The following is a 23,138-nucleotide window of genomic DNA, read 5'->3' on the forward strand; positions in this document are numbered from 1 at the left end:
AGTGTTTGGAGGGAGAACGGAAATGAGAATGTATCGAGAACATGATTATTGTAAAGAAGAGAAAGAACCGCCTAGATTGTATAAGATTGGTATGTTTGCGGCAATGAATCATGTAACGATCAAGACCTTGCGGTATTATGACGAGCAAGGTCTTTTGAAACCGACGTATGTAGATGAGATAAATGGATATCGTTATTATCTTGCCAGTCAGATTGCAGATCTGCATCAGATTCTTGCCTTGAAAAATATGGGATTTTCCCTAGATGATATCAGAGCGATTCTGAAGGGAAAATCAGAAAAAGAATTGCTTATGGCAAAGAAACAGGAAATTTTAAAGGAACTGGCAGAACTTACGACAAAATTGGCACAGGTGGAAAGTTACTTGGCGGAAGAAAATTTGGACTTGTCAGCACCGGTATTGATTAAGCGTATACCGGAAGTGATTGTGTCAACTATGGAAGAAAGAATAGATACTTATGATGCCTTGTTTGAGGTGATGCCAAAGATGGGGGCAGAGATGGAGCGACTTGGGTGTGTATGTGCGGAGCCGGATTATTGTTTTACGCATTATTTAGAGGAAGGTTATAAGGAAGAACAGATACTGATTGAAGTTTGTGAAGCAGTTACGGAGGTAAAGGAAGACTCAGAATTAGTTCGGTTTAAAGTGTTTCCGGAGATAAAAGAAGCGGCATGTATTTTCCATAAAGGGTCTTATGATACATTTCCAAAATCTTATGGGATTTTATTGAAATTTATCGAAGAAAATGGATATGAAATCTGTGGAAATATCAGAGAATCCTATATTGACGGTGTGTGGAATAAAGAGTCTGAGGAAGAATGGCTGTCGGAAATTCAGATACCGGTTTGCAAAAAGGGAGGAAAGGAACATGTCTAATCAGAGCAGAATTATCATTAAGGGATTACATCAGAATAATCTGAAAAATGTGTCATTGGAAATCCCTAAAGGGAAGATTGTAGTTTTTACCGGAGTCTCGGGCTCCGGTAAATCCAGTATCGTGTTTGATACTATCGCAGCAGAAAGTCAAAGGCAGATGAATGAAACGTACACTGCATTTATGCGTGGACGTTTGCCAAAGTATGAGAAACCCAAGGTGGATTCTATTGAAAATTTGTCTCCTTCTGTTGTGATTGATCAGACCAGACTTGGAGGAAATGCCCGTTCTACTGTAGGAACAATCAGCGATATGTATGCAGCTTTGCGATTGCTATATTCCAGAATCGGAGAGCCTTATGTTGGAACGGCATCTTACTTTTCTTTTAATGATCCTAATGGTATGTGTAAAACCTGTTGTGGTATCGGTAAGGTGACAGATGTAGATGTTTCGGTAGTATTAGATGAGGAGAAGAGTTGGAATACGGGAATGGTGGAGCTTCCTGGTTTTCGTAATGTAGGTAACTGGTATTGGAAACAGTATACGGAAAGTGGTCTGTTTGATCTGGAGAAGCCGTTAAAAGAGTATACGGAAAAAGAAAGAAATCTTTTGCTTTACGGTGCGTATGAAAAGGACGGAAAGCAGGTAGATAAGCATGTGGCCGGTGTATATAATCATTTGACCAGATTACTGATTAAGCGTGATACGTCTAATGCTCATGAGGTGACGAAGGATCGTTTAGAGCGACTAATCAAGCAACGCGAGTGTCCAGTGTGTCACGGAAAACGCTTAAATCAAAAAGTATTAGACTGTAAAGTTGCAGGATACAATATCCACGAAATGTGTGAGATGGAATTTACAAGATTGCGTGAAGTACTTCAGACGATTGATGACCCACGGGCACAGACCATTGTGCAGTCCCTGACAGCAACCTTAGACCGTATGATAGATATAGGGCTTCCGTATTTGAATATGAACCGGGAGTCTGCATCACTTTCCGGTGGAGAGGCACAGCGTCTTAAATTGGTGCGATATATGGGAAGTGCCCTCACCGGTATGACTTATATATTTGATGAACCAAGTACGGGGATGCATCCAAGGGATGTGCACCGAATGACCAGACTTCTTAAAAGCTTGCGTGATAAAGGAAATACAGTACTAGTGGTAGAGCATGACAAAGATGTGATTTCCATTGCAGATGAGGTGGTAGATGTAGGACCTCTTGCAGGGAAAAATGGTGGTCAAATTCTATTTCAGGGAAGTTATGAGCAGTTGCTTGTATCAGGCACTCTTACTGGAAATGCCATGAAGGAAGAGGTTCCTATTAAGAAAAATCCTCGTGTTCCTGAGGAATTTTTAACTGTTCAAAATGCCAGCATTCACAATTTGAAGAATGTTTCTGTGGATATTCCATTGCATGTGCTTACAGTTGTAACAGGTGTGGCGGGTTCTGGAAAAAGCAGTTTGATACGGGATGTATTTGCGAAAGAGTATGAAGAACAGGTGGTACTTGTGGATCAGTCTCCGGTAACAGCAACAGGACGTTCTACACCAGCTACGTTTCTTGGGTTCTTTGATGAAATACGAAAGATTATGGCAGCAGAAAATGGGGTAAGTCCAGCGCTGTTCTCATTTAATAGTAAGGGAGCATGTCCGGTTTGTAATGGAAAAGGTGTAGTTGTAACAGAATTGGTATTTATGGATCCGGTAACTACAGTGTGTGAAGCCTGTGAGGGAAAGCGTTATAGTAAGGAAGCGTTGTCATATTGTTACCGAGGAAAAAATGTAGAAGAGATTCTTCAGATGTCAGCAGAGGAAGGATTGGAATTTTTCAAGGATAACCGGAAAATCAGCAAGGTATTGAAAGCTATGATAGAAGTAGGAGTACCTTACTTATCATTAGGACAGCCGTTGTCTACCTTGTCAGGAGGAGAACGACAGAGGATAAAGCTTGCAAAAAATCTTGATAAGAAAGGAAATATCTATGTATTAGATGAGCCTACAACCGGATTGCATGCTTCTGATGTGAAGAATATTATGAAGCTGTTAGATGGTTTGGTGAAACGTGGAAATACTGTAATTGTGATAGAGCATAATACGGATGTTATGAAGCAGGCAGATTATATCATAGATGTGGGACCGGATGGTGGTACAGCAGGAGGAGAAATAGTCTTTACAGGTACACCATCGGAAATGATTGAGAAGGCAGATACCATTACTGCAAGATATTTACGAAAAAGCGAAAAAGCGTAAGAATGTAAATCTTGTAAAATCTTACCGGCTGGTATATAATAGCACATAGCGGTTTACTCCGAAAATAAGTAGAAATAGAAGATAGAAGGAGAAAAGTTATGAGTAAAGTAAGAACACGGTACGCACCAAGTCCAACCGGAAGAATGCATGTGGGAAATCTGCGTTCTGCTTTGTATGAGTTTTTAATTGCAAAGCATGCAGGTGGAGATTTCATGCTTCGTATAGAAGATACTGACCAGGAACGTTTTGTAGAAGGAGCTACGGAGATTATTTATCGTACTTTGGAAGAAACAGGATTAAAGCACGATGAAGGTCCGGATAAGGACGGTGGAGTTGGTCCTTATGTTCAGAGCGAGCGTATGAAGACCGGAATTTACATGAAATATGCCCAAGAACTGGTAGAAAAGGGTGAGGCATATTACTGTTTTTGTGATAAGGAACGTTTGGAATCCTTGAAGACAGAGGTTATTGAAGGCAAGGAAATCATGATGTATGATAAGCATTGTCTGCATCTTTCTAAAGAAGAAGTAGAAGCGAATCTGGCAGAAGGAAAGCCTTTTGTTATTCGTCAGAATATTCCAAATGAAGGAACAACTACCTTCCATGATGAACTTTACGGAGATATTACAGTAGATAATGCAGAATTAGATGATATGATTTTGATTAAGTCTGATGGATATCCTACCTATAATTTTGCAAATGTGGTAGACGACCATACCATGAACATTACACATGTAGTAAGAGGAAACGAATATCTGTCTTCTTCTCCAAAATATCAGCGTTTGTATGATGCGTTTGGTTGGGAGTCCCCGGTTTATATTCATTTGCCATTGATTACGGATGAAAATCATAAAAAACTGTCTAAGAGAAGTGGTCATGCATCTTTTGAAGATTTAATCGAGCAGGGATTCTTAACTAAGGCAGTAGTAAACTATATTGCATTGTTAGGATGGAGTCCGGAAGATAATCGTGAAATTTTTTCTTTAGATGAATTAATTCAGGAATTTGATTATCATAGAATCAGCAAGTCTCCGGCAGTATTTGATATTGTAAAATTAAAATGGATGAATGGCGAATATTTAAAGGCTATGGACTTTGATGAATTTTATGAGATGGCAGAACCTTATATTAAGAAAACAGTTACTAAGGATTATGATTTGAAAAAAATCGCTCAGATGGTAAAGACCAGAATTGAGATTTTCCCGGACATTGCAGATCATGTTGACTTCTTTGAAGCAGTACCGGAGTATGATATTTCCATGTATGCTCATAAAAAAATGAAGACTACACCGGAATCTTCCTTAGAAGTGTTAAAGGAACTGTTGCCACGTTTCGAGGCACAGGAGGATTATTCTAATGATGCACTATATGAGGTACTTTGCAAGTATGTAGAGGAAAAGGGCTGCAAGAACGGATATGCTATGTGGCCGGTGCGTACCGCAGTTTCCGGAAAACAGATGACACCGGGCGGCGCAACCGAGATTATGGAAGTGCTGGGAAAAGAAGAATCTGTAGCACGTCTTAAGGTAGCGATTGCTAAGTTAGAAGCAGAGATTCCTGCATAAGAAGGAAATAGTATATATGAGTTTTAATTTATCTCAGACAGAGGCAATCGGACACGGAACCGGACCAATGCTTGTATTGGCTGGTCCCGGGTCCGGTAAGACCCTTGTTATCACAGAACGAACAAAGAATTTAATTGTCAATCAGGGCGTAGACCCATCTCGTATTCTTGTTATTACTTTTACCAAGGCAGCAGCAACTGAAATGAAAGAACGTTTTTTTCGATTAATGGGAGGAAAAAGGTATCCCGTTACTTTTGGTACCTTTCATGCAGTATTCTTTAGTATTTTAAAACATGCTTATGGATTTCGGGCAGATAATATTATAAAGGAAGAACAGCGTTTTGCACTTATGCGAGAAATTATCACAAGAATGCATTTGGAGTATGAGGATGAAAATGAATTCATCGGAGATATTTTAGGTGAAATCGGTCTGGTAAAGAATTCCGGTATTCCCTTGGAGCATTATTATTCGAAAAACTGTGGAAAAGAGATTTTTGAACAGATTTATCAAAGTTATGAGGGACAGATGCGTCAGAAGCGGTTGATTGACTTCGATGATATGTTGGTGTATTGTTATGAGCTTTTTACCCAGCGAAAGGACATTTTAGCTGCGTGGCAGAAGAAATTTCAGTATATTTTAATTGATGAGTTTCAGGATATTAATAAGATACAGTTTGATATTGTAAAAATGCTGGCAGAACCGGAAAATAATTTGTTTATAGTAGGAGATGACGATCAGTCTATTTATCGTTTCCGCGGTGCAAAGCCGGAAATTATGTTGGGGTTTGAAAAAGCATATCCACAGGCAAAGCGAATTTTATTGGATGTGAATTATCGTTCCGGTAAAGAAATCGTAGAAACATCTTTGCGTTTGATTTCACATAATGAAGCCAGATTTGAAAAAAGTATTCATGCGCATAGGAAAAGTACGCAGGGAGTTTCTTATCAGATGTATGAAAGTCCATTAGAAGAGAGCAGAGCAATTATCAGAACCATATTAGAGGGATGCGAAAAGGGAAAAAGCTACAATGACTTTGCAGTTTTATTTCGTACCAATACTCAGCCGCGGATTTTGATGGAACAGATGATGACATATAATATTCCGTTCCGTACCAGGGATAATATACCAAACCTCTATGAGCATTGGATTACCAGAGATATTTTAACCTACATAAGGCTTGCTATGGGTGGACGTGAGAGAAGAGATATTCTTCAGATTATGAATCGCCCAAAACGTTATATTACCAGGGAAAGTGTAGATGATGAAGTAATTGCATTTGATGCATGGGCAGAGTATTTCTACGAAAAGAAGCAACCCTGGGTCGCGGAACGGATTGAGCAGTTAGAGGCGGATTTGCGAGTGATAAGTAGGATTTCGCCTTATGCAGCCATTAACTATATTCGTCATACCATAGGATATGAGGAGTATTTGAAAGAATATGCAGATTATCGAAGAATCAGTGAAGATAGTCTAATAGAAGTGTTGGATGAACTTCAGGATGCGTCCAGAGAATTTAAGATTTATGGAGCGTGGTTTGATCATATGGATGCATATACGGAAGAATTAAAGGAGCAGAAGCGACAACAGGAGATGATGACAGATTGCGTTTCTTTGGCTACCTTACATAGTTCCAAAGGATTAGAATATCCGATAGTGTTTTTATTAGATGTAAATGAAGAAATCATGCCTTACAAGAAGGCTGTTTTAGATGCAGATTTACAGGAAGAGCGAAGGATGTTTTATGTGGGAATTACCCGAGCAAAGGAAGCGTTATATGTAAACAGTGTGAAGAAGTACAATGGAAAAGAAGTAGAGCCCTCTCGTTTTGTGGAAGAAATGGCAGAAAAGAAAATGGAAGAAGAATGATGTGGATTTTCTGATTTGCTTATGCTATACTGTGTTTACTACAAAAGAAAAAAGTGTTTATAAAACACATGGAATAGAACCCCCGATTGCCAGCACCGTCAAGGAGGAAACTATGACAGATAGTAAAAAAATTGATGTGATTCTGAATTGTATGCAGAAAATGGATGAGCGAATGGACAAGATGGACGCGCATATGCAGAAGATGGATGAGCGAATGGACAAGATGGACGCGCATATGCAGAAGATGGATGAGCGAATGGACAAGATGGACGCACGAATGGATACAATAGAATCACAGATAAAACAGTCAGAACGAGTATTAAAAAATGAAATCCGCAATAGTGAAAATCTTATTCTAGATGAAGTAGAGCGGGTACATAAGATTCTGGAAAAGCATAAGAATGACAATAATAAACATATTGCATAACAGTAATGAAATGGAGCTGTGGTATCACAGCTCCATTTTTATACCATAGGAAAGAATTTATTGCGTTAAAGTACGAAAGTATATGAATTTCCTATGATATAAAAAACGTTTCTTTTACGGAAGTTTTACAGAAATTACAAAAATCTGCGTATAACATTTTACATGTAGATGCTAGAATTGGACAGTAATTTTGTTCTTAATTGTAGGGAGAGTATATTGTAGAGAATGGTGAGTATGTTGCAAAAGCGGGAACACAGTCCGGCTCAAAATGGACAGTACTTCGAAAAGGAGAAAATGGAGAACTCGTAGAAGAAGTAATCCCAATGCAGACCATTTATTATGATAATAGCAATACAAAATGGGAGACCATAAATCTTCATTATTGAGGAAGTGGAGAAACTACTTGGCCGGGACTTCCAATGGAAGCAACAGAAAATGCGAATATTTATAAATTACAAGTGCCGGTAGGCATTTCCGGAATGGTATTTAACAGTACGGTAGATGGTGAAGAGGTAAGAAGCTTTGATGTAAATGATATTGTAGATGGAGCGACTTATGTTGCAGTTGATCTGGATGCTGCTGGAAAATGGGCAGTATGTCAGAGTGATAAAATACCACAGAAGCCGGAAAATCCTACAGACGAGCAAAAGAAAGCAAAACAGGTAAATACACATGTAGGTGCAGATTATGATACCGTGTACTTATCTTTTACAACAGCAGCAGAGGTTGAGTCAAAAGTAGTATTGAAGAGTGTATCAGGAGAAGAAACAACTTTCACGGGAGAACATTCTTATTCCTATGTATCAGAAAGCTTTAAGCATAAAATTGAATTAAGTGGTTTGAAACCATCAACCAAATACACTTATACCATTGGGGAAGGAAACTATAAGTTTGAAGGAAGTTTTACAACAGTTCCGGCTAAGGGAAGCAATGCTACATTAAAATTTGCATTCCTTGCAGATACTCAGGTAAGTAATGGGGTAAATGCTAAGGCAGCAGGAGCAACCTTTAACCAATTAAATCAGATTGACGATTTAGGATTTATTTATATTGGTGGAGATATTACAGACAATGCAGATAATAAGCTTCAGTGGGAAACACTATTTGAAAATGACGGTGCATACCCAACCGCAGGAATTGATTGTTTATCCAACAACTTATTAGCTGTTACACAGGGAAACCATGACAAAAATTACAATAATTCTTCTTTGTCAAATTATATCAATGCACCGGCAGAGGCTGGGAACTTAGTATATTCCATTGATTATGGTAAGGTAAAATTCATTGTATTGAATCTTGAAACAGCAAAAGAAAGCGATGCAGTACGTGATGAGCAGAAAGCATATTTAGAAAAAGAAGTTGCAGATGCAAAGGAAAATGGTCAGTGGACTATTGTAGGATTTCATAAGTCAATTTACACCGGAGCTTCTCATATTGTAGATAGTGATGTGAAAGCGGCAAGAAAGTACTGGAGCCCGGTTCTTGCAGAACTTGATGTGGATGTAGTATTAGAAGCACATGACCATGTGTATGCCCGCGGATTCATCAACGGTGATGGAACCAGAGGAGAAGTAGAACAGGATAGCACAGGAGCATATATAAGCAAGGATAATGCACCATTATACATGGTAGGTGGTCATGCAGGTGGATTAAAGTGGTATTCTCAAAAGGATTATACAGTAGAAGAGGGGGATCCACTTCTTCCAAACTATGAGTTTTTGGATGTAAATTCAACAGATGGAGAAAATGGAAGTAACGTAAGCAAAGAACAGGTATATACTATTTTTGAAGTAAACAATACAGAACTGAAGAGTACAACATATATGTTTAAGTATGATACAGATACTGATACAATTACTACTGAGCCATATGTATACGATTCTGTTACAATATAAAGAACGGTTGCAGCTGAGAATCCGGAAGAACCGGAACAGCCAACACAGCCGGAACAGCCAATACAGCCAACAACAGATAGAACTTTGAGTACAGAGCAGGTGGAAAAAATTGTTTCTCAGATTAAGAATGCACAGAGCGGAGCGAACATTACCATTTCTATGGAAAATGCAACAATTTTGCCAAAAGAAATATTAGAGACAGCACTGGGAAAAGACATCACTCTTGAACTTCAGATGAATGGATATACATGGAAGATTCTTGGAGCAACAATAAAAACTGGTGAGTTAAATGATATTAATCTGGAAGTAAAAAGAAATACAACTAATATTCCAAGTAATTTGGTTTCTGCAATAGCAGCAACTAATCCGGTAGAACAAATTTCCTTAACACATGATGGAGCATTTGGATTTACTGCATACCTGACTCTGAATGTGGGAAGTCAGTACACGGGAAGAGCCGGAAGACTTTACTACTATAACAATGGAAGTATGGAATTTATGAACGAAGGAGTAATTACTGCTGACGGTAACGTATCCTTAATGTTCAATCATGCTTCTGATTATGCGATTGTAATAAAGGAAGGGATAGCTGCGGATACAACAACTACTACTACAACAACAACTACTGCAGCAACTACCAATGCAACGGCTACTAATGCTCCGAAGACAGGCGATACACAGAACATGGGAGTGTGGTACATATTGTTAGCACTTAGTGGAATCTGCGTAGCTGGAAACTGTTATGCAGTAAAAAAGAGAAGAGCAGGAATGAGATAAAGGTATATAGATAAAAACCAAAAGAGGAGTCTTTGAAAAAGACTCCTCTTTTAAACTTATAAATTTCTTAATCCATTTCATCAAAGGCTTCTTCGTCCAGAAGTTCATCGAAACGGTCAGCAACTGCTTCGTATTCATCGTCTTCTTCAATGTTTTCCAGAGAAGGATTTCCCTCTTCATCTTCAAAATAACGATAGATGTATACTTCACCGTCTTCATTGCCTTCACCATTTTCGTCCAGAGGGAGAAGTGCAATGTAGTTCTGTTCTCCTACATCAAAAATAGTAAGGATTGCACATTCTACATCGGAACCATCATCTAATGATAGAGTGACACGCATATCAGAACCATCATCTTCGGTTATGTCATTTGCTTTGTTTGGATTTTCATTCATATAAAATACCTCATTCTTTCATAAATTAGTTATATGATTGCCTGAATGTGAAGTTCAGGGTGTTTCATTAAGTCAATGTATTCATTTGTCATGGTGTGGATTACCGGGCGGGAGAGATACTTTTGATTCATGAGGACGATTTTTCCACATGTACCATCATTTAAAAGTACACTGTTGCAGATATAAGTATCAACAATACGATTCAGGAAGGTAAGAATATACCTGGAATCATATTTAGTCAGTCCATCTCTTTCAAAAGTAGCAATTACTTCGAATGGGCATAGTCCCTTGCGGTAGCAGCGATTAGCAGTCATTGCATCATAGACATCTGCAATGGCAATAATTTTAGCAAAGTCATCAATGTCTGCATCTTTCAATCCCATCGGATAACCAGTACCGTCACAACGTTCATGGTGCATTAAAGTAGCACGGATAACACGTTTGTCTAAGGGCTGTGTTTCTAATATCTCAGCACCATAGCGAGCATGTTTCTTTACTTCTTCGTATTCTTCAGAAGAGAGATGAGCTGGCTTGCCAAGAATCTCTGGAGGAACCATACATTTTCCAATATCATGCAGTAAGCCGGCAAGAGTTAATGTTTCCAAATTATCTTCAGATAATCCAACCCATTCGCCAAGCATGCGAGAAATTAAAGCAACATTTAAGCAATGGGCATAAGTAGAATCATCAATTTCACGCATGTTGTGTAACATATCGAAGATAGAAAGCGTTGTCAGGTTATTTTTGTACAGACTACTAACCTGGTCTAAAAGAGAAGAAGTGTCTACCGGAACATTTTTCTTAAGTAAGTCATTCATGGACTTTTGAAGAAGTGTTACCTTTTTTCCATAATCAATCTTAAACATATGGAAAGATTTACTGCGGCGAATTTTCTGTGAATAAGAGATAATTTCCTCATGCTCATTTCCGGCAAGTTCTTCTATTGCGGAATTTCGCAATTCGTCTTCTGGAATGATGGCAACCCACTCTATACCATAAAATTCCAGACGGGAAATCTGCTGCACTGTTAAAATAGAATGTTCAGGAAGAATCAACTGACCTGTAGCACTATATACCGGAGCAGCAGTAAACATTCCCGGTTTTACATCAACAATTGCTGTTTTTGTCATATAAATACACCCCGTTTCCTATTTATGAAAAATTTATGTTATTTTTATCATATCATAACTGGAAAAAAAATACTATATTTTTGTTGACAAAGTAGTTTTTTGTGATATACTTTGACTATCAAACTATTTGCAAATCAAAATATAAAGGAGATTAAAGACATGTTAGAAAAAATGAAAGAAATTATTGCAGAACAGTTAAGCGCAGAGGCAGCTGATATTACAATGGAGACTTCTTTTAAAGAAGATTTAGGAGCAGATTCTTTAGATTTATTTGAATTAGTTATGGCTCTGGAAGATGAATATTCTGTAGAAATTCCTTCTGAAGATTTAGAAAATCTGCTTACTGTAGGAGATGTTGTTAATTACTTAAAAGATAAAGGTGTAGAGTAAAAATGAAAACAAGAATCACAGAACTGTTACAAATAGAATATCCAATTATCCAGGGTGGCATGGCATGGGTAGCAGAGCATAATCTTGCGGCTGCAGTGTCACAGGCAGGAGGTCTTGGAATTATTGGTGCAGCCAATGCACCGGCAGAATGGGTGCGTGGAGAAATACGCAAGGCAAGAGAACTCACAGATAAGCCGATTGGTGTTAATGTAATGTTGTTGAGTCCATATGCAGATGAAGTGGCACAGGTATTAGTAGAGGAAAAAATTCCAGTAATTACTACAGGTGCGGGAAATCCGGGAAAGTATATGGAAATGTGGAAAAGTAATGGAAGTAAAGTGATTCCCGTAGTAGCAAGTGTAGCATTGGCAAGAATGATGGAAAAAGGTGGCGCAGATGCAGTCATTGCAGAAGGAACAGAATCTGGTGGACATATCGGAGCCTCCACAACCATGACACTGGTTCCACAGGTAGTAGATGCTGTGAATGTTCCGGTGATTGCAGCCGGAGGTATTGGAGATGGAAGAGGAATGGCAGCAGCACTTATGTTAGGAGCTGAGGCAGTTCAGATGGGAACCAGATTTGTAGTAGCAAAGGAATCCATCTGCCATCAGAATTATAAGGATAGAATCATTAAGGCAAAAGATATTGATTCTGCTGTTACCGGAAGAACTCATGGACATCCGGTTCGTCAGCTGAGAAATCAGATGACAAAGGAATACCTGAAGAAAGAGCAAGAAGGAGTTCCATTTGAAGAGTTAGAACTTTTGACAGTAGGAGCTCTGAAAAATGCTGTTGTAGATGGTGATGTGAAGAACGGAACCGTTATGGCAGGACAGATTGCAGGAATGGTTAAGAAAGAGCAAACCTGTAAGGAAATGATAGAAGAAATTATGGCAGAGACAAAAGGTTTGTTACAGAAAGCAGGAACATTGTATGAGTAAAGTAGCATTTGTTTTCCCGGGACAGGGAGCACAGTATACCGGAATGGGAAAGGATTTCTATGAGAATTTTGACCGGGCAAAGGAAGTATTTGCCGTAGCCAACGAGGTGTCCGGTATGTCTATGGAAGAACTGATTTTTCAAGAAAATGAAAATCTTCATATTACAAAATATACCCAGATAGCAATGCTGACGGTGGAAATTGCAATTTTAAAAGTATTGCAGGAAAAGGGAATCCATTCAGAAGTAAATGCAGGCCTTAGCCTTGGAGAATATGGTGCTTTGGTAGCGTCTGGAGTATTATCTGTGCATGATGCATTGGAGGTAGTAGTAAAACGTGGTGCATATATGCAGGAAGCAGTTCCTACAGGTGGAGCTATGACAGCAGTTATGGGACTCTCTAATGATGTGATTGAAAAGGTCTGTGGTGAAACAGAAGGAATCGTATCAGTTGCAAATTATAACTGTCCGGGACAGACAGTAATTACGGGAGAAGAGGATGCAGTAAACAGAGCTGCGGAAAGCTTAAAAGAGGCTGGTGCAAAACGGTGCATTCCATTAAAAGTAAGTGGACCGTTTCATTCTAAGATGTTAGAGGAAGCGGGAAAGAAACTTGCACAAGAATTGGAAAAAGTAGAAATACAGGAAATTGATATTCCGTACATTACGAATGTGACAGCAGATTATGTAACAGATAAGAATCAAGTAAAGAGTTTATTGGAGAGACAGATTTCCTCTTCTGTATGTTGGCAGCAGAGTGTAGAGCGTATGGTGCAGGATGGTGTAGATACTTTTATTGAAATCGGACCAAAGAAGACTTTAACCGGATTTTTGAAAAAGATAGCACCGGAAGCAAAAGGATATAATGTAGAAACCATAGCAGATTTGGAAAAATTATTAGAGGTATTGGCATGAGTTTAAAAGGAAAAATAGCGTTGGTGACAGGAGCATCCCGCGGAATTGGGAAAGAGATTGCAAAGACACTGGCAGAAGAAGGAGCTTTTGTGGTTGTAAATTACAACGGTTCAAAAGAGGCGGCAGACCAGGTAGTGGCAGAAATTGCAAAAGAGGGTGGAACAGCAGAAAGTTATGGCTGTAATGTCTCAGATTATTCAGCAGTGGAAGCAATGATAAAAGAAATCATCGAAAAGCATGGCAGACTTGATATTTTAGTAAACAATGCCGGAATCACCAGAGATAATCTGATTATGAAGATGAAAGAAGAAGATTTTGATAATGTTATTGCTATTAATTTAAAGGGAACTTTTAATACATCAAAGCATGTTGCAAGACAGATGCTAAAGCAAAAGTCTGGTTGTATTATCAATATTTCTTCCATTTCCGGGGTGATGGGGAATGCTGGTCAGGCAAACTATGCCGCTTCTAAAGCAGGAGTTATTGGACTTACAAAGTCACTGGCGAGAGAATTGGCAACCAGAGAAATTCGTGTAAATGCCGTTGCACCTGGATTTATTGAAACAGATATGACAGGACAGCTTTCTGAAAGTGTAATTGAGGCAGGAAAGGCACAGATTCCTTTTGGAAGATTTGGAAATCCAAAGGAAGTTGCCAATGCAGTAAAATTTTTAGCATCGGATGATGCATCCTATATTACCGGACAGGTATTGCATGTAGACGGCGGCATGGGGATGTAAGGCAAAACAGAAAGAACAGGAGAGATTTCATGAAGAGAGTTGTAATTACCGGAATGGGAGCAATTACCCCAATCGGATTAAATGTAGAAGAATTCTGGGATGGAATCCATCAGGGAAAAATCGGTTTCAGTGAGATTACCCAGTTTGATACCACAGATTATAAAGTGAAAATTGCAGGAAATGTGAAAGGGTTTGATGGAAAGAATTACATGGACCCTAAGTCTGCGAGACGTATGGAGTTGTTTTGCCAGTATGCAGTAGCAGCAACGAAAGAAGCATTGGAACAGTCTGGTATTGATATGGAAAAGGAAGATCCTTATCGGATAGGATGCGCTATTGGTTCTGGAACAGGAAGTCTTAAGGCAATGGAAAGAGAACACAAAAAGCTTTTGGAAAAAGGACCAAGCAGAGTGAATCCGTTACTGGTGCCATTGATGATTACAAACATGGCAGCAGGAAATGTAGCAATCCAGTTTGGATTAAAAGGAAAAAGTCTGAATGTGGTAACGGCTTGTGCAACAGGAACCAATTCTATTGGAGAAGCATATCGCTCTATTCAGTGTGGAGAAGCTGATGTTATGGTAGCGGGTGGAACCGAAAGCTGTGTTACACCAATCGGAGTAAGTGGATTTACTGCATTAACAGCGTTATCTACCTGTAATGATGTGAATCGTTGTTCCATTCCTTTTGACAAAGACAGAAGCGGATTTGTCATGGGAGAAGGAGCAGGTGTCGTAGTTCTGGAAGATTTAGAACATGCAAAAAAGCGTGGAGCTAAGATTCTGGCAGAAATTGTTGGATATGGATGTACCAATGATGCTTATCATATTACATCTCCGGCAGAAGATGGTATGGGAGCAGCTAATGCAATGAAAAATGCAGTAGCAGAAGCAGGTATTGCACCAGAAGAGGTAGAGTATATTAATGCTCATGGAACTGCAACTCATCATAATGATTTGTTTGAAACCAGAGCAATTAAAATTGCTTTTGGAGAACATGCCTACGATATGAAGGTGAATTCTACTAAGTCCATGATTGGTCATTTGTTAGGCGCAGCAGGAGCAGTTGAAGTTATTGCTTGTGTATTGCAGATGAATCATGATTATATTCACCAGACAGTAGGATTGGAACATCCGGATGAAGAACTTGATTTGGATTATGTTCAGGGAAAAGGAATAGAGAAAAAGTTTAAATATGCTTTAACAAATTCATTAGGCTTTGGCGGACACAATGCCAGCCTGCTTTTGAAGAAATATGAGGAGTAAGACCATGGAATTTGAACAGCTTATCACATTAATTACAGCCGTATCGGATTCTGAACTCACCCGTTTTTCTTATGAAGAAAACGGAACAGTAATTCAGATGCGAAAAGAAAAGGAAGAAAAACTGGTAACAGTAAATGGAGTAGCTCAAGATGTTCCTACATTAGTAGAGCAGGGAGCAACTCAGACGGTAGGGAAAGAAACGGAAAGCGTTTCGGGAAATGTTGTCACATCACCGTTAGTTGGAACCTTTTATGCGTCTTCTTCTCCGGAGGCAGAACCTTTTGTAAAAGTAGGAGATTCTGTGAAAAAGGGTCAGGTACTGGGAATTGTAGAAGCAATGAAGTTAATGAATGAAATTGAAAGCGATTATGATGGCATTGTAAAGCAGATTCTAGTATCAAATGAAGATGTGATTGAGTATGGACAGCCAATGTTTGTCATCGGTTAGGAGGAGCGCATATGTCATTAATGGGAACAAAGGAAATTATGGAAATTATTCCTCATCGTCAGCCATTTTTATTGATTGATACTATTGAGGAATTAGAACCGGGGAAAAGAGCTGTTGCTAAAAAATGTGTTAGTTATAATGAGCCATTTTTTGGCGGACATTTTCCGGGAGAACCGGTTATGCCGGGAGTATTGATTATAGAAGCACTGGCACAGGCTGGTGCAGTAGCTATTTTAAGTGAGCCGGAATTTAAAGGGAAGACGGCATATTTCGGAGCAATCAACAGTGCAAAGTTTAAACAGAAGGTAGTGCCGGGGGATGTGTTGATGCTGGAACTTGAGGTTATCAAGGTGAAGGGGCCGGTTGGCGTTGGAAAAGCAACGGCAACCGTAGACGGAAAAGTAGTAACACAGGCAGAACTTACCTTTGCTATTGGGTAAAATGTAAAAGTTAAAGGAGCATTTAAATATGTTTCAAAAAATATTAATTGCAAATCGAGGAGAGATTGCAGTAAGGATTATACGCGCGTGTCGCGAAATGGGAATCCTTTCTGTAGCAGTTTATTCAGAGGCAGATAGGGATGCGTTACACACCCAACTTGCAGATGAAGCAGTATGTATCGGAAAAGCACCGTCTTCTGACAGCTATCTGAATATGGAGAGAATTTTGAGTGCAGCGATTGCGACAAAAGCTCAAGCAATTCATCCGGGATTTGGTTTTTTATCAGAAAATGAGCATTTTGCAGATATGTGTGTGAACTGTGGTATCGCATTTATTGGACCTTCAGGTGACTTGATTGGAAAAATGGGTAACAAGTCTCAGGCGAGAACTACCATGATGGAAGCAGGAGTACCGGTAGTTCCGGGAACAAAGGAACCGGTGTATACCGCGGAAGAAGGAACTAAAATTGCAGCGGAAATTGGGTATCCGGTAATGATTAAGGCATCCTCCGGTGGTGGTGGAAAAGGAATGCGTATTGCCATCGAACCGGAAACATTTGAAACAAACTTTAATCTGGCTCAACAGGAGTCTATCAATTCCTTTGCAGATAATACTATGTATATTGAAAAATATATTGAAGAGCCAAAACACATTGAATTCCAAGTTTTAGCAGATAAATTTGGAAATGTCATTCAGTTGGGAGAACGAGATTGCTCCATACAGAGACGACATCAGAAGATGATAGAAGAATCTCCTTGTGCTGTTATGGATGAAGAGTTGCGTAAACGAATGGGAGACACTGCCGTATTGGCAGCGAAGGCAGCAAAATATGAGAGTGCAGGAACGATAGAATTTCTCCTGGATAAAAATAAAAATTTCTATTTTATGGAAATGAATACCAGAATTCAGGTGGAACATCCTGTTACTGAAATGGTTACTGGAATTGATTTGATAAAAGAACAGATTCGAATTGCTGCGGGAGAACCGTTGCGTATGAGGCAAGAAGATGTTGTATTGCGTGGGCATGCTATAGAGTGTCGTATCAATGCAGAAAATCCGGAGAAGAACTTTATGCCTTGTCCGGGAACGATTGAGGAATTGCATTTTCCGGGTGGAAATGGGGTTCGAATTGAGTCAGCGCTTTACAATGGATATACTATTCCGGCATACTATGATTCTATGGTGGCGAAAGTGATTGTTCACGGGGAAAACAGGCAGGATGCAATACGAAAGATGCAGAGTGCTTTAGGTGAAGTTGTAGTAGAAGGTATTGTTACAAATTTAGATTTTGAGTATGACATTTTAAGTCATCCGGTGTTTGTGTCTGGAAAGACCAACACACATTTTATCCCGGATTATTTTGAATGATTTGGCAGAAAGGTGAGGAAACATGCTGAAATTTAAGAAAACCAACTATATTGCAGTACAGGGGAATGAACCTCAGGTACCGGAAGGACTATGGATAAAATGTGATGCGTGCGGGGAAATGCTTTATAAGGAAGATGTAAAGTCAAACCGCTATATTTGTTATAAGTGCGGAAAATATTTCCGTCTTACAACGAAAAAACGTCTTCAGATGGTGGCAGACAAAGGAAGTTATGAAAAATGGGAGGAAGGCTTGGAAAATGGGAATCCGTTAGATTATCCGGATTATCAAGAAAAAATAACAAGTCTGAAGGAAAGGTTAAAAATAGATGAAGCAGTTACTTGTGGAAAATGTACGATTCATGGGGAAGAAGCAGTAGTATGCGTTTGTGATGGAAGATTTCTAATGGGAAGCATGGGTTATGTGGTCGGAGAGAAAATCACAAGAGCAGTAGAACGTGCAACTAGCGAGCAACTGCCGGTTATTATATTTACCTGTTCCGGTGGGGCAAGAATGCAAGAAGGAATGGTATCGTTGATGCAGATGGCAAAAACTTCAGCGGCATTCAAACGCCATTCAGAAGCAGGGCTTTTGTATATTTCTGTTTTAACAGATCCAACTACTGGAGGAGTAACTGCAAGCTTTGCTATGTTGGGAGATATTATTCTGGCAGAGCCGGGAGCATTGGTTGGTTTTGCAGGACCGAGAGTGATTGAACAGACCATTCGTCAAAAATTACCGGAAGGATTCCAGCGAGCAGAATTTTTGCTGGAACATGGGTTGATTGATGGTATTGTGGAAAGAGAAGAACTGAAAGACACTCTGGCAAGATTGATTGTAATGCATCGTCCGGTAGAAAAAAAGGAAGCATTGATTCCGAATAAGCGAAAAGAAGTGGAGAAGGAAGAAATTCAGGAAAATGTAACTGCTTGGGATAGAGTGCTTCGTGCAAGAGCAGCTGATAGACCAGTTGCAATGGATTATATTCAGGAAATTTTTACAGACTTTATGGAATTTCATGGGGACCGTCATTGTGGGGATGATGGTGCTGTAGTGGGCGGAATTGCTTATCTGGATGGTTGTCCGGTTACTGTAATTGGACAGCAGAAGGGAAAGAATACTAAGGAGAATCTGGTGCGTAATTTCGGTATGATGTCACCGGAAGGATATCGTAAGGCATTGCGTCTTATGAAACAGGCAGAAAAGTTCAATCGCCCAATTATTTGTTTTGTGGATACACCGGGAGCTTTTTGCGGTATGGAGGCAGAAGAGCGCGGACAGGGTGAGGCAATTGCCAGAAACCTGTTTGAAATGTCAGATTTGACCGTGCCTGTTTTAAGTATTGTTATAGGTGAAGGTGGAAGTGGTGGAGCTCTTGCACTGGCGGTTGGAAATGAAGTATGGATGATGGAAAATGCGACCTATACGATTCTGTCACCGGAAGGATTTGCTTCTATTTTGTGGAAGGATGCTTCGAAAGCACCAAAAGCGGCTGAAGTTATGCGAGTGACTGCAAAGGATTTAAAGGAGCTGGGAATTATTGAAAAAATTATTTCAGAGCCGGAACCGGCAAATCCAAAGAATGTAGAACAGATTGCAGGAGAAATGCAGGAGGAAATTCGTAGATTCCTTCACAAATATCTGGATATGGGGAAAGAGGAGCTTGCAAATCAACGTTATGAAAGATTCCGTAAAATGTAGGAGAGAAGGAAAAAAATGAGTAAGTTGGTAATCAGAGATTTAGCGGCAAAAATCCCTGTAATACAGGGTGGAATGGGTGTAGGAGTGAGTTTGTCGAAACTAGCGGGAAATGTGGCAAAATGCGGAGGAATTGGTATTATTTCCACAGCCCAGATTGGTTATCAGGAAGAGGGATTTGATGAGCATCCCATAGAGACAAATATGAAAGCAATAGAAAAACATATAAAGAAGGCAAAAGAAATTGCCAAGGGTGGTATCGTGGGCGTGAATATTATGGTAGCAACCAAGCGGTATGAAGAGTATGTGAAAGCAGCAGTGAAAGCAGGAGTAGACTTAATTATTTCCGGAGCAGGGCTTCCAACACGACTACCGGAATTTGTTGCAAAATCCAAAACAAAAATTGCTCCTATTGTATCCTCTATAAAATCAGCAAAGGTCATATGTAAGTTATGGGACCGTAAGTATCAACGCTGTCCGGATATGGTTGTTGTTGAGGGACCGAAAGCAGGTGGACACTTAGGATTTTCTTATGAAGAGTTAAAAGAGATTACTTCGGAAAAATATGCGGAAGAAATCAAAGGAATCATTCAAGTAGTAAAGGAATATGGCGAAAAATATAATTACCATATTCCGGTAGTAGCTGCAGGTGGCATTTACGATGTGGAAGATATGAAGCGTACGATGGAACTTGGAGTAGATGGTGTACAAGTGGCAACACGATTTGTCACTACTTATGAGTGCGATGCAAGTGAAGCATACAAACAGGCTTATATTGATGCTCAAAAAGAAGATATAGAGATTGTAAAAAGTCCGGTAGGAATGCCGGGAAGAGCCATTCGTAATGAATTTATTGAAAAAACAGAACATGAGCCGGCAAAAATCACAAAATGCCATCAGTGTTTAGAACATTGTAAACAGAAGGATATTCCTTACTGTATCACAGATGCATTGATTAATGCAGTGAAAGGAAAAGTGTCGGAAGGACTAATTTTTTGTGGTGAGAATGCATGGAGAGCCAAGAAACTGGAACATGTTTCAGATATTATGGAAGAATTTGGCAGTTACATGATGGTATAGGGAAAACGGGAAGAAAAGAATCTTCCTGTTTTTTCTTGTATATTTACTAGATTGGGACTTTTTTTCTGGCAAGGAAATTGATATAATAAAAGGAAGAGCAAAAAACAGGAGGCATGTATGAAATTTCAAATCTGTACCGGAAAGTATGAAACATTCGGCGTAACAAAAGAGAAGGACATCCTTTCATTTTCCTTACAGGCAGGAGAGAAAGCCACCTGTAATTTGTTATTGTATCCGAAGGGAGAAGAAAAAGCGCATAGAATTCCTATGCAGAGAAACAAGACATATCACACGGTTTATACTGTGGGAATCCATGGACTTGATTGGCAGGAATATGATTATAACTTTGAAATAGATGGAAAAGAAGAGACAGATCCTTATGCCAGACGAATTATTGGAAGAGAAGTGTGGGCAGAGGAAGAACGAAGACCAGAGGAAGAAAAAAAAGAGAACTTTGTTCCGGAAAAAATAAAAAGACAACGTGAGCAGTTAAAAAGGCAGAAACAGAAAAAAATAAAAAGTGGATTTTATTTTTCAAATTATAACTGGAAAAACGATAAAAATCCAGAGATAAAGAAAGAAGATATGGTGATTTATAAGCTGCATGCCAGAGGATTTACCATGGGGATGAAAACAGAGAATTCCCAGAAGGGGACCTTTGGGATGATAGAGAGAAAACTTAATTATCTAAAGGATTTAGGTGTTACCAGTTTATTGTTTCTTCCGGTATATGAATTTGAAGAATTTTTGCAGTTGGATAAGAGTAAAAGGGAGGAACATCCGGCAAATCTGGTGAATTACTGGGGGTATACGGCAGGAAGTTATTTTGCACCGAAAGCATCGTATCTTGGAAAAGAAAATGGTCCTGATGCGTTGAAGAGATTAATCTACAAGATGCATCAGATGGATATGGAATTTATGGCAGAATTCTATTTTGATAAAAAAATAAATCCATATTTAATTATAGAAGTTATACGTTATTGGAAGCGGGAATATCATGTAGATGGATTTCGAATAATTAGCAGTTATCCGGTTGCAGAGTTGCTGGCGCAGGATGCTCTGCTTAGTGGATGCAAGTTGTTTTATGAGGGATTTTCAGAAGAATTAGCATCCTCCCAGTCGCGATTAGGACCAGAACTATTTTCTTATAATGATGCATTTATGTATCCGGTACGGCGACTTTTGAATCACCAAGGTGGAAATATCTATGAGTTTTCCTGTCAGATGAAACGTCAGCAGGAACATCAGGGATTTGTCAACTTTGTGGCGGAGAATAACGGTTTTACGTTGTGGGATGTATTTTCTTATGGAAGAAAGCATAATGAAGAGAACCTGGAAGAAAACCGGGATGGAAGTGATTGGAATTATAGTAGCAATAGTGGACAGGAAGGAATTGTAAAAAAGAGAGAAATTATCCGATTACGGGAACAAAAGGTGCGAAATGCATTAGCAGCAACAGTGTTTTCACAGGGAATACCACTTATCTGGATGGGGGATGAGTGTGAAAATACTCAGAATGGTAATAATAATGCATATTGTCAGGATAATGAAGTGGGCTGGAAGGATTGGAAGAATACAAAATCCAGCAGAGAAATGATTGCGTATCTCAAGACAATTTTGGAGTTGCGAAAAAATTATCCGGTGCTTCGGAGTCCTAATCCTTATCAAATGATGGACTATGAAAAAAAAGGATATCCGGATCTTTCCTATCATAGTGAAGATGGATGGCAGATTGATTTCGAACGAAATCGCGGATTTATAGGCATGTTTTATTGTGGCGTTTATGCTGGTGAGGAACATTTGTATGTTGCATATAATTTTCAGAATGAACCACAGAAAATGGCTTTGCCAAGAGAAATTTCGTGGGAGATTATATTTGGTACCGGAAGAGAAGAAAGTGAGAAGAAAATTGTCACAGGAGAAGTTGTGGCAGAAGCAAATACCATTCTGCTATTGAGAGGACGAGAAAAGTCAAGAAAGGAAAGAATAGAAAAGAATGGAAAAAAGCGGAATCGGAATTAATAGTTTTGTATTGAAATGGATTGCAATTATTGCAATGTTGATAGATCATGTTGGGGCAGTCTTATATCCACAGTATTTGATTTTTCGTATTATAGGAAGAATTGCATTTCCGATTTTCTGTTTTTTGTTAGTGGAAGGAGCAATGCATACCAGTAGTATTCGCAGATATGAGGGGCGAATGTTGCTGTTTGCTCTGCTATCGGAGTTACCTTTTGATTTGGTTTTTTATGAAGAAATAACATTAGAGCATCAGAATGTCTTTTTTACCCTTCTTATTGGCCTGGTCATGTTAGATATCATGGAACAAACCAAAGACAGTTATTTCCCCTTCCTAGCGATTCTGGGGGCTATTGCGCTGGCTGAAATATTGGCTGTAGATTATGGTGCAGGCGGAATTTTGCTTATTTTATGTTTTTATGAGTTATATGAGCGGAAATTCCTAAGACAAGTGGCCTTTGTTACAATGAATATTCTCTATTTTGGAGTAGGAGTTCAGGCATATGCAGGTCTGGCGGCAATTCCAATGTTGTTATATAATGGAGAACGTGGACTGGGAATGAAACAATTCTTTTATCTTTTTTATCCTGCTCATTTATTAATTTTATATTTAATTATTAGATTATAGGAGTG

Annotated in this window: 21 protein-coding genes; 19 read left to right on the forward strand and 2 right to left on the reverse strand. The window is 39.2% G+C overall.

All coding sequences use genetic code 11. The features are described from left to right. Positions 1 to 22: 22 nt before the first annotated feature. The 7 genes from BIV20_RS06475 (at position 23) to BIV20_RS06505 (ending at position 9,677) form a co-directional block, all read left to right on the forward strand. A complete protein-coding gene (locus tag BIV20_RS06475; RefSeq protein WP_242939794.1) occupies positions 23 to 895 on the forward strand; it encodes a MerR family transcriptional regulator in 873 nt (290 codons plus the stop codon). Continuing rightward, entirely contained in the window at positions 888 to 3,146 is a 2,259-nt protein-coding gene (locus BIV20_RS06480; RefSeq protein WP_075719265.1) for an ATP-binding cassette domain-containing protein, read from the forward strand. The genes BIV20_RS06475 and BIV20_RS06480 overlap by 8 nt, the downstream gene beginning before the upstream one ends. Positions 3,147 to 3,244: 98 nt before the next feature. Continuing rightward, on the forward strand, positions 3,245 to 4,711 hold the full coding sequence (gene gltX / locus BIV20_RS06485; protein WP_075719267.1) for a glutamate--tRNA ligase: 1,467 nt from the start codon (positions 3,245 to 3,247) through the stop codon (positions 4,709 to 4,711). Between the two features lie 16 nt (positions 4,712 to 4,727). Next, positions 4,728 to 6,578 (forward strand): ATP-dependent helicase, encoded by a 1,851-nt coding sequence (locus BIV20_RS06490; RefSeq protein ID WP_075719269.1) that lies wholly within the window; start codon positions 4,728 to 4,730, stop codon positions 6,576 to 6,578. Between the two features lie 112 nt (positions 6,579 to 6,690). Further along, on the forward strand, positions 6,691 to 7,005 hold the full coding sequence (locus BIV20_RS06495) for a hypothetical protein (protein ID WP_075720031.1): 315 nt from the start codon (positions 6,691 to 6,693) through the stop codon (positions 7,003 to 7,005). A 419-nt stretch (positions 7,006 to 7,424) separates the two neighbouring features. Continuing rightward, a complete protein-coding gene (locus BIV20_RS06500) occupies positions 7,425 to 8,900 on the forward strand; it encodes a purple acid phosphatase family protein (RefSeq protein WP_075719271.1) in 1,476 nt (491 codons plus the stop codon). 84 nt (positions 8,901 to 8,984) lie between these two features. Next, complete coding sequence (locus BIV20_RS06505; RefSeq protein WP_075719273.1) at positions 8,985 to 9,677, forward strand: hypothetical protein; 693 nt, start codon at positions 8,985 to 8,987, stop codon at positions 9,675 to 9,677. Positions 9,678 to 9,744: 67 nt separating this feature from the next. On the opposite strand, the gene BIV20_RS06510 is transcribed toward BIV20_RS06505, so the two are convergent. Further along, positions 9,745 to 10,071, reverse strand: a complete 327-nt coding sequence (locus BIV20_RS06510; protein ID WP_075719275.1) for a DUF1292 domain-containing protein — start codon at positions 10,069 to 10,071, stop codon at positions 9,745 to 9,747. Positions 10,072 to 10,100: 29 nt separating this feature from the next. Beyond that, positions 10,101 to 11,201 (reverse strand): HD-GYP domain-containing protein, encoded by a 1,101-nt coding sequence (locus tag BIV20_RS06515; protein ID WP_075719277.1) that lies wholly within the window; start codon positions 11,199 to 11,201, stop codon positions 10,101 to 10,103. Between the two features lie 159 nt (positions 11,202 to 11,360). Between BIV20_RS06515 and acpP the strand changes: the two genes are divergently transcribed. From acpP to BIV20_RS06575, 12 genes are all read left to right on the forward strand, one after another. Continuing rightward, positions 11,361 to 11,591 carry an acyl carrier protein gene (acpP, locus tag BIV20_RS06520; protein ID WP_075719279.1) on the forward strand — a complete coding sequence of 77 codons (231 nt, stop codon included), beginning with the start codon at positions 11,361 to 11,363 and terminating at the stop codon, positions 11,589 to 11,591. 2 nt (positions 11,592 to 11,593) lie between these two features. Then, entirely contained in the window at positions 11,594 to 12,535 is a 942-nt protein-coding gene (gene fabK, locus BIV20_RS06525; RefSeq protein WP_075719281.1) for an enoyl-[acyl-carrier-protein] reductase FabK, read from the forward strand. After that, on the forward strand, positions 12,528 to 13,448 hold the full coding sequence (fabD, locus tag BIV20_RS06530) for an ACP S-malonyltransferase (protein WP_075719283.1): 921 nt from the start codon (positions 12,528 to 12,530) through the stop codon (positions 13,446 to 13,448). Before fabK ends, fabD begins: the two co-directional genes overlap by 8 nt. Then, on the forward strand, positions 13,445 to 14,188 hold the full coding sequence (gene fabG / locus BIV20_RS06535) for a 3-oxoacyl-[acyl-carrier-protein] reductase (protein WP_075719285.1): 744 nt from the start codon (positions 13,445 to 13,447) through the stop codon (positions 14,186 to 14,188). Before fabD ends, fabG begins: the two co-directional genes overlap by 4 nt. 29 nt (positions 14,189 to 14,217) lie before the next feature. Further along, entirely contained in the window at positions 14,218 to 15,453 is a 1,236-nt protein-coding gene (gene fabF, locus BIV20_RS06540) for a beta-ketoacyl-ACP synthase II (protein ID WP_075719287.1), read from the forward strand. Between the two features lie 4 nt (positions 15,454 to 15,457). Beyond that, the gene (gene accB / locus BIV20_RS06545; protein ID WP_075719289.1) at positions 15,458 to 15,901 is read left to right on the forward strand and encodes an acetyl-CoA carboxylase biotin carboxyl carrier protein; all 444 of its coding nucleotides are present in this window, start codon (positions 15,458 to 15,460) and stop codon (positions 15,899 to 15,901) included. 11 nt (positions 15,902 to 15,912) lie between these two features. Then, positions 15,913 to 16,341, forward strand: a complete 429-nt coding sequence (fabZ, locus tag BIV20_RS06550) for a 3-hydroxyacyl-ACP dehydratase FabZ (RefSeq protein ID WP_075719291.1) — start codon at positions 15,913 to 15,915, stop codon at positions 16,339 to 16,341. Positions 16,342 to 16,369: 28 nt separating this feature from the next. Continuing rightward, positions 16,370 to 17,710, forward strand: coding sequence for an acetyl-CoA carboxylase biotin carboxylase subunit (locus tag BIV20_RS06555; protein ID WP_075719293.1), 1,341 nt, complete (start codon positions 16,370 to 16,372; stop codon positions 17,708 to 17,710). Positions 17,711 to 17,732: 22 nt separating this feature from the next. Next, positions 17,733 to 19,409, forward strand: coding sequence for an acetyl-CoA carboxylase carboxyl transferase subunit alpha (gene accA, locus BIV20_RS06560; RefSeq protein ID WP_075719295.1), 1,677 nt, complete (start codon positions 17,733 to 17,735; stop codon positions 19,407 to 19,409). Between the two features lie 15 nt (positions 19,410 to 19,424). Beyond that, positions 19,425 to 20,486, forward strand: coding sequence for an NAD(P)H-dependent flavin oxidoreductase (locus tag BIV20_RS06565; RefSeq protein WP_075719297.1), 1,062 nt, complete (start codon positions 19,425 to 19,427; stop codon positions 20,484 to 20,486). A gap of 117 nt (positions 20,487 to 20,603) precedes the next feature. Next, a complete protein-coding gene (locus BIV20_RS06570; RefSeq protein ID WP_075719299.1) occupies positions 20,604 to 22,508 on the forward strand; it encodes an alpha-amylase family glycosyl hydrolase in 1,905 nt (634 codons plus the stop codon). Continuing rightward, entirely contained in the window at positions 22,483 to 23,133 is a 651-nt protein-coding gene (locus BIV20_RS06575) for a TraX family protein (protein ID WP_075719301.1), read from the forward strand. The genes BIV20_RS06570 and BIV20_RS06575 overlap by 26 nt, the downstream gene beginning before the upstream one ends. The last annotated feature ends 5 nt before the right edge of the window (positions 23,134 to 23,138 follow it).

Source organism: Roseburia sp. 499, from assembly GCF_001940225.2.
In the GTDB taxonomy this organism is placed as follows: domain Bacteria; phylum Bacillota; class Clostridia; order Lachnospirales; family Lachnospiraceae; genus Petralouisia.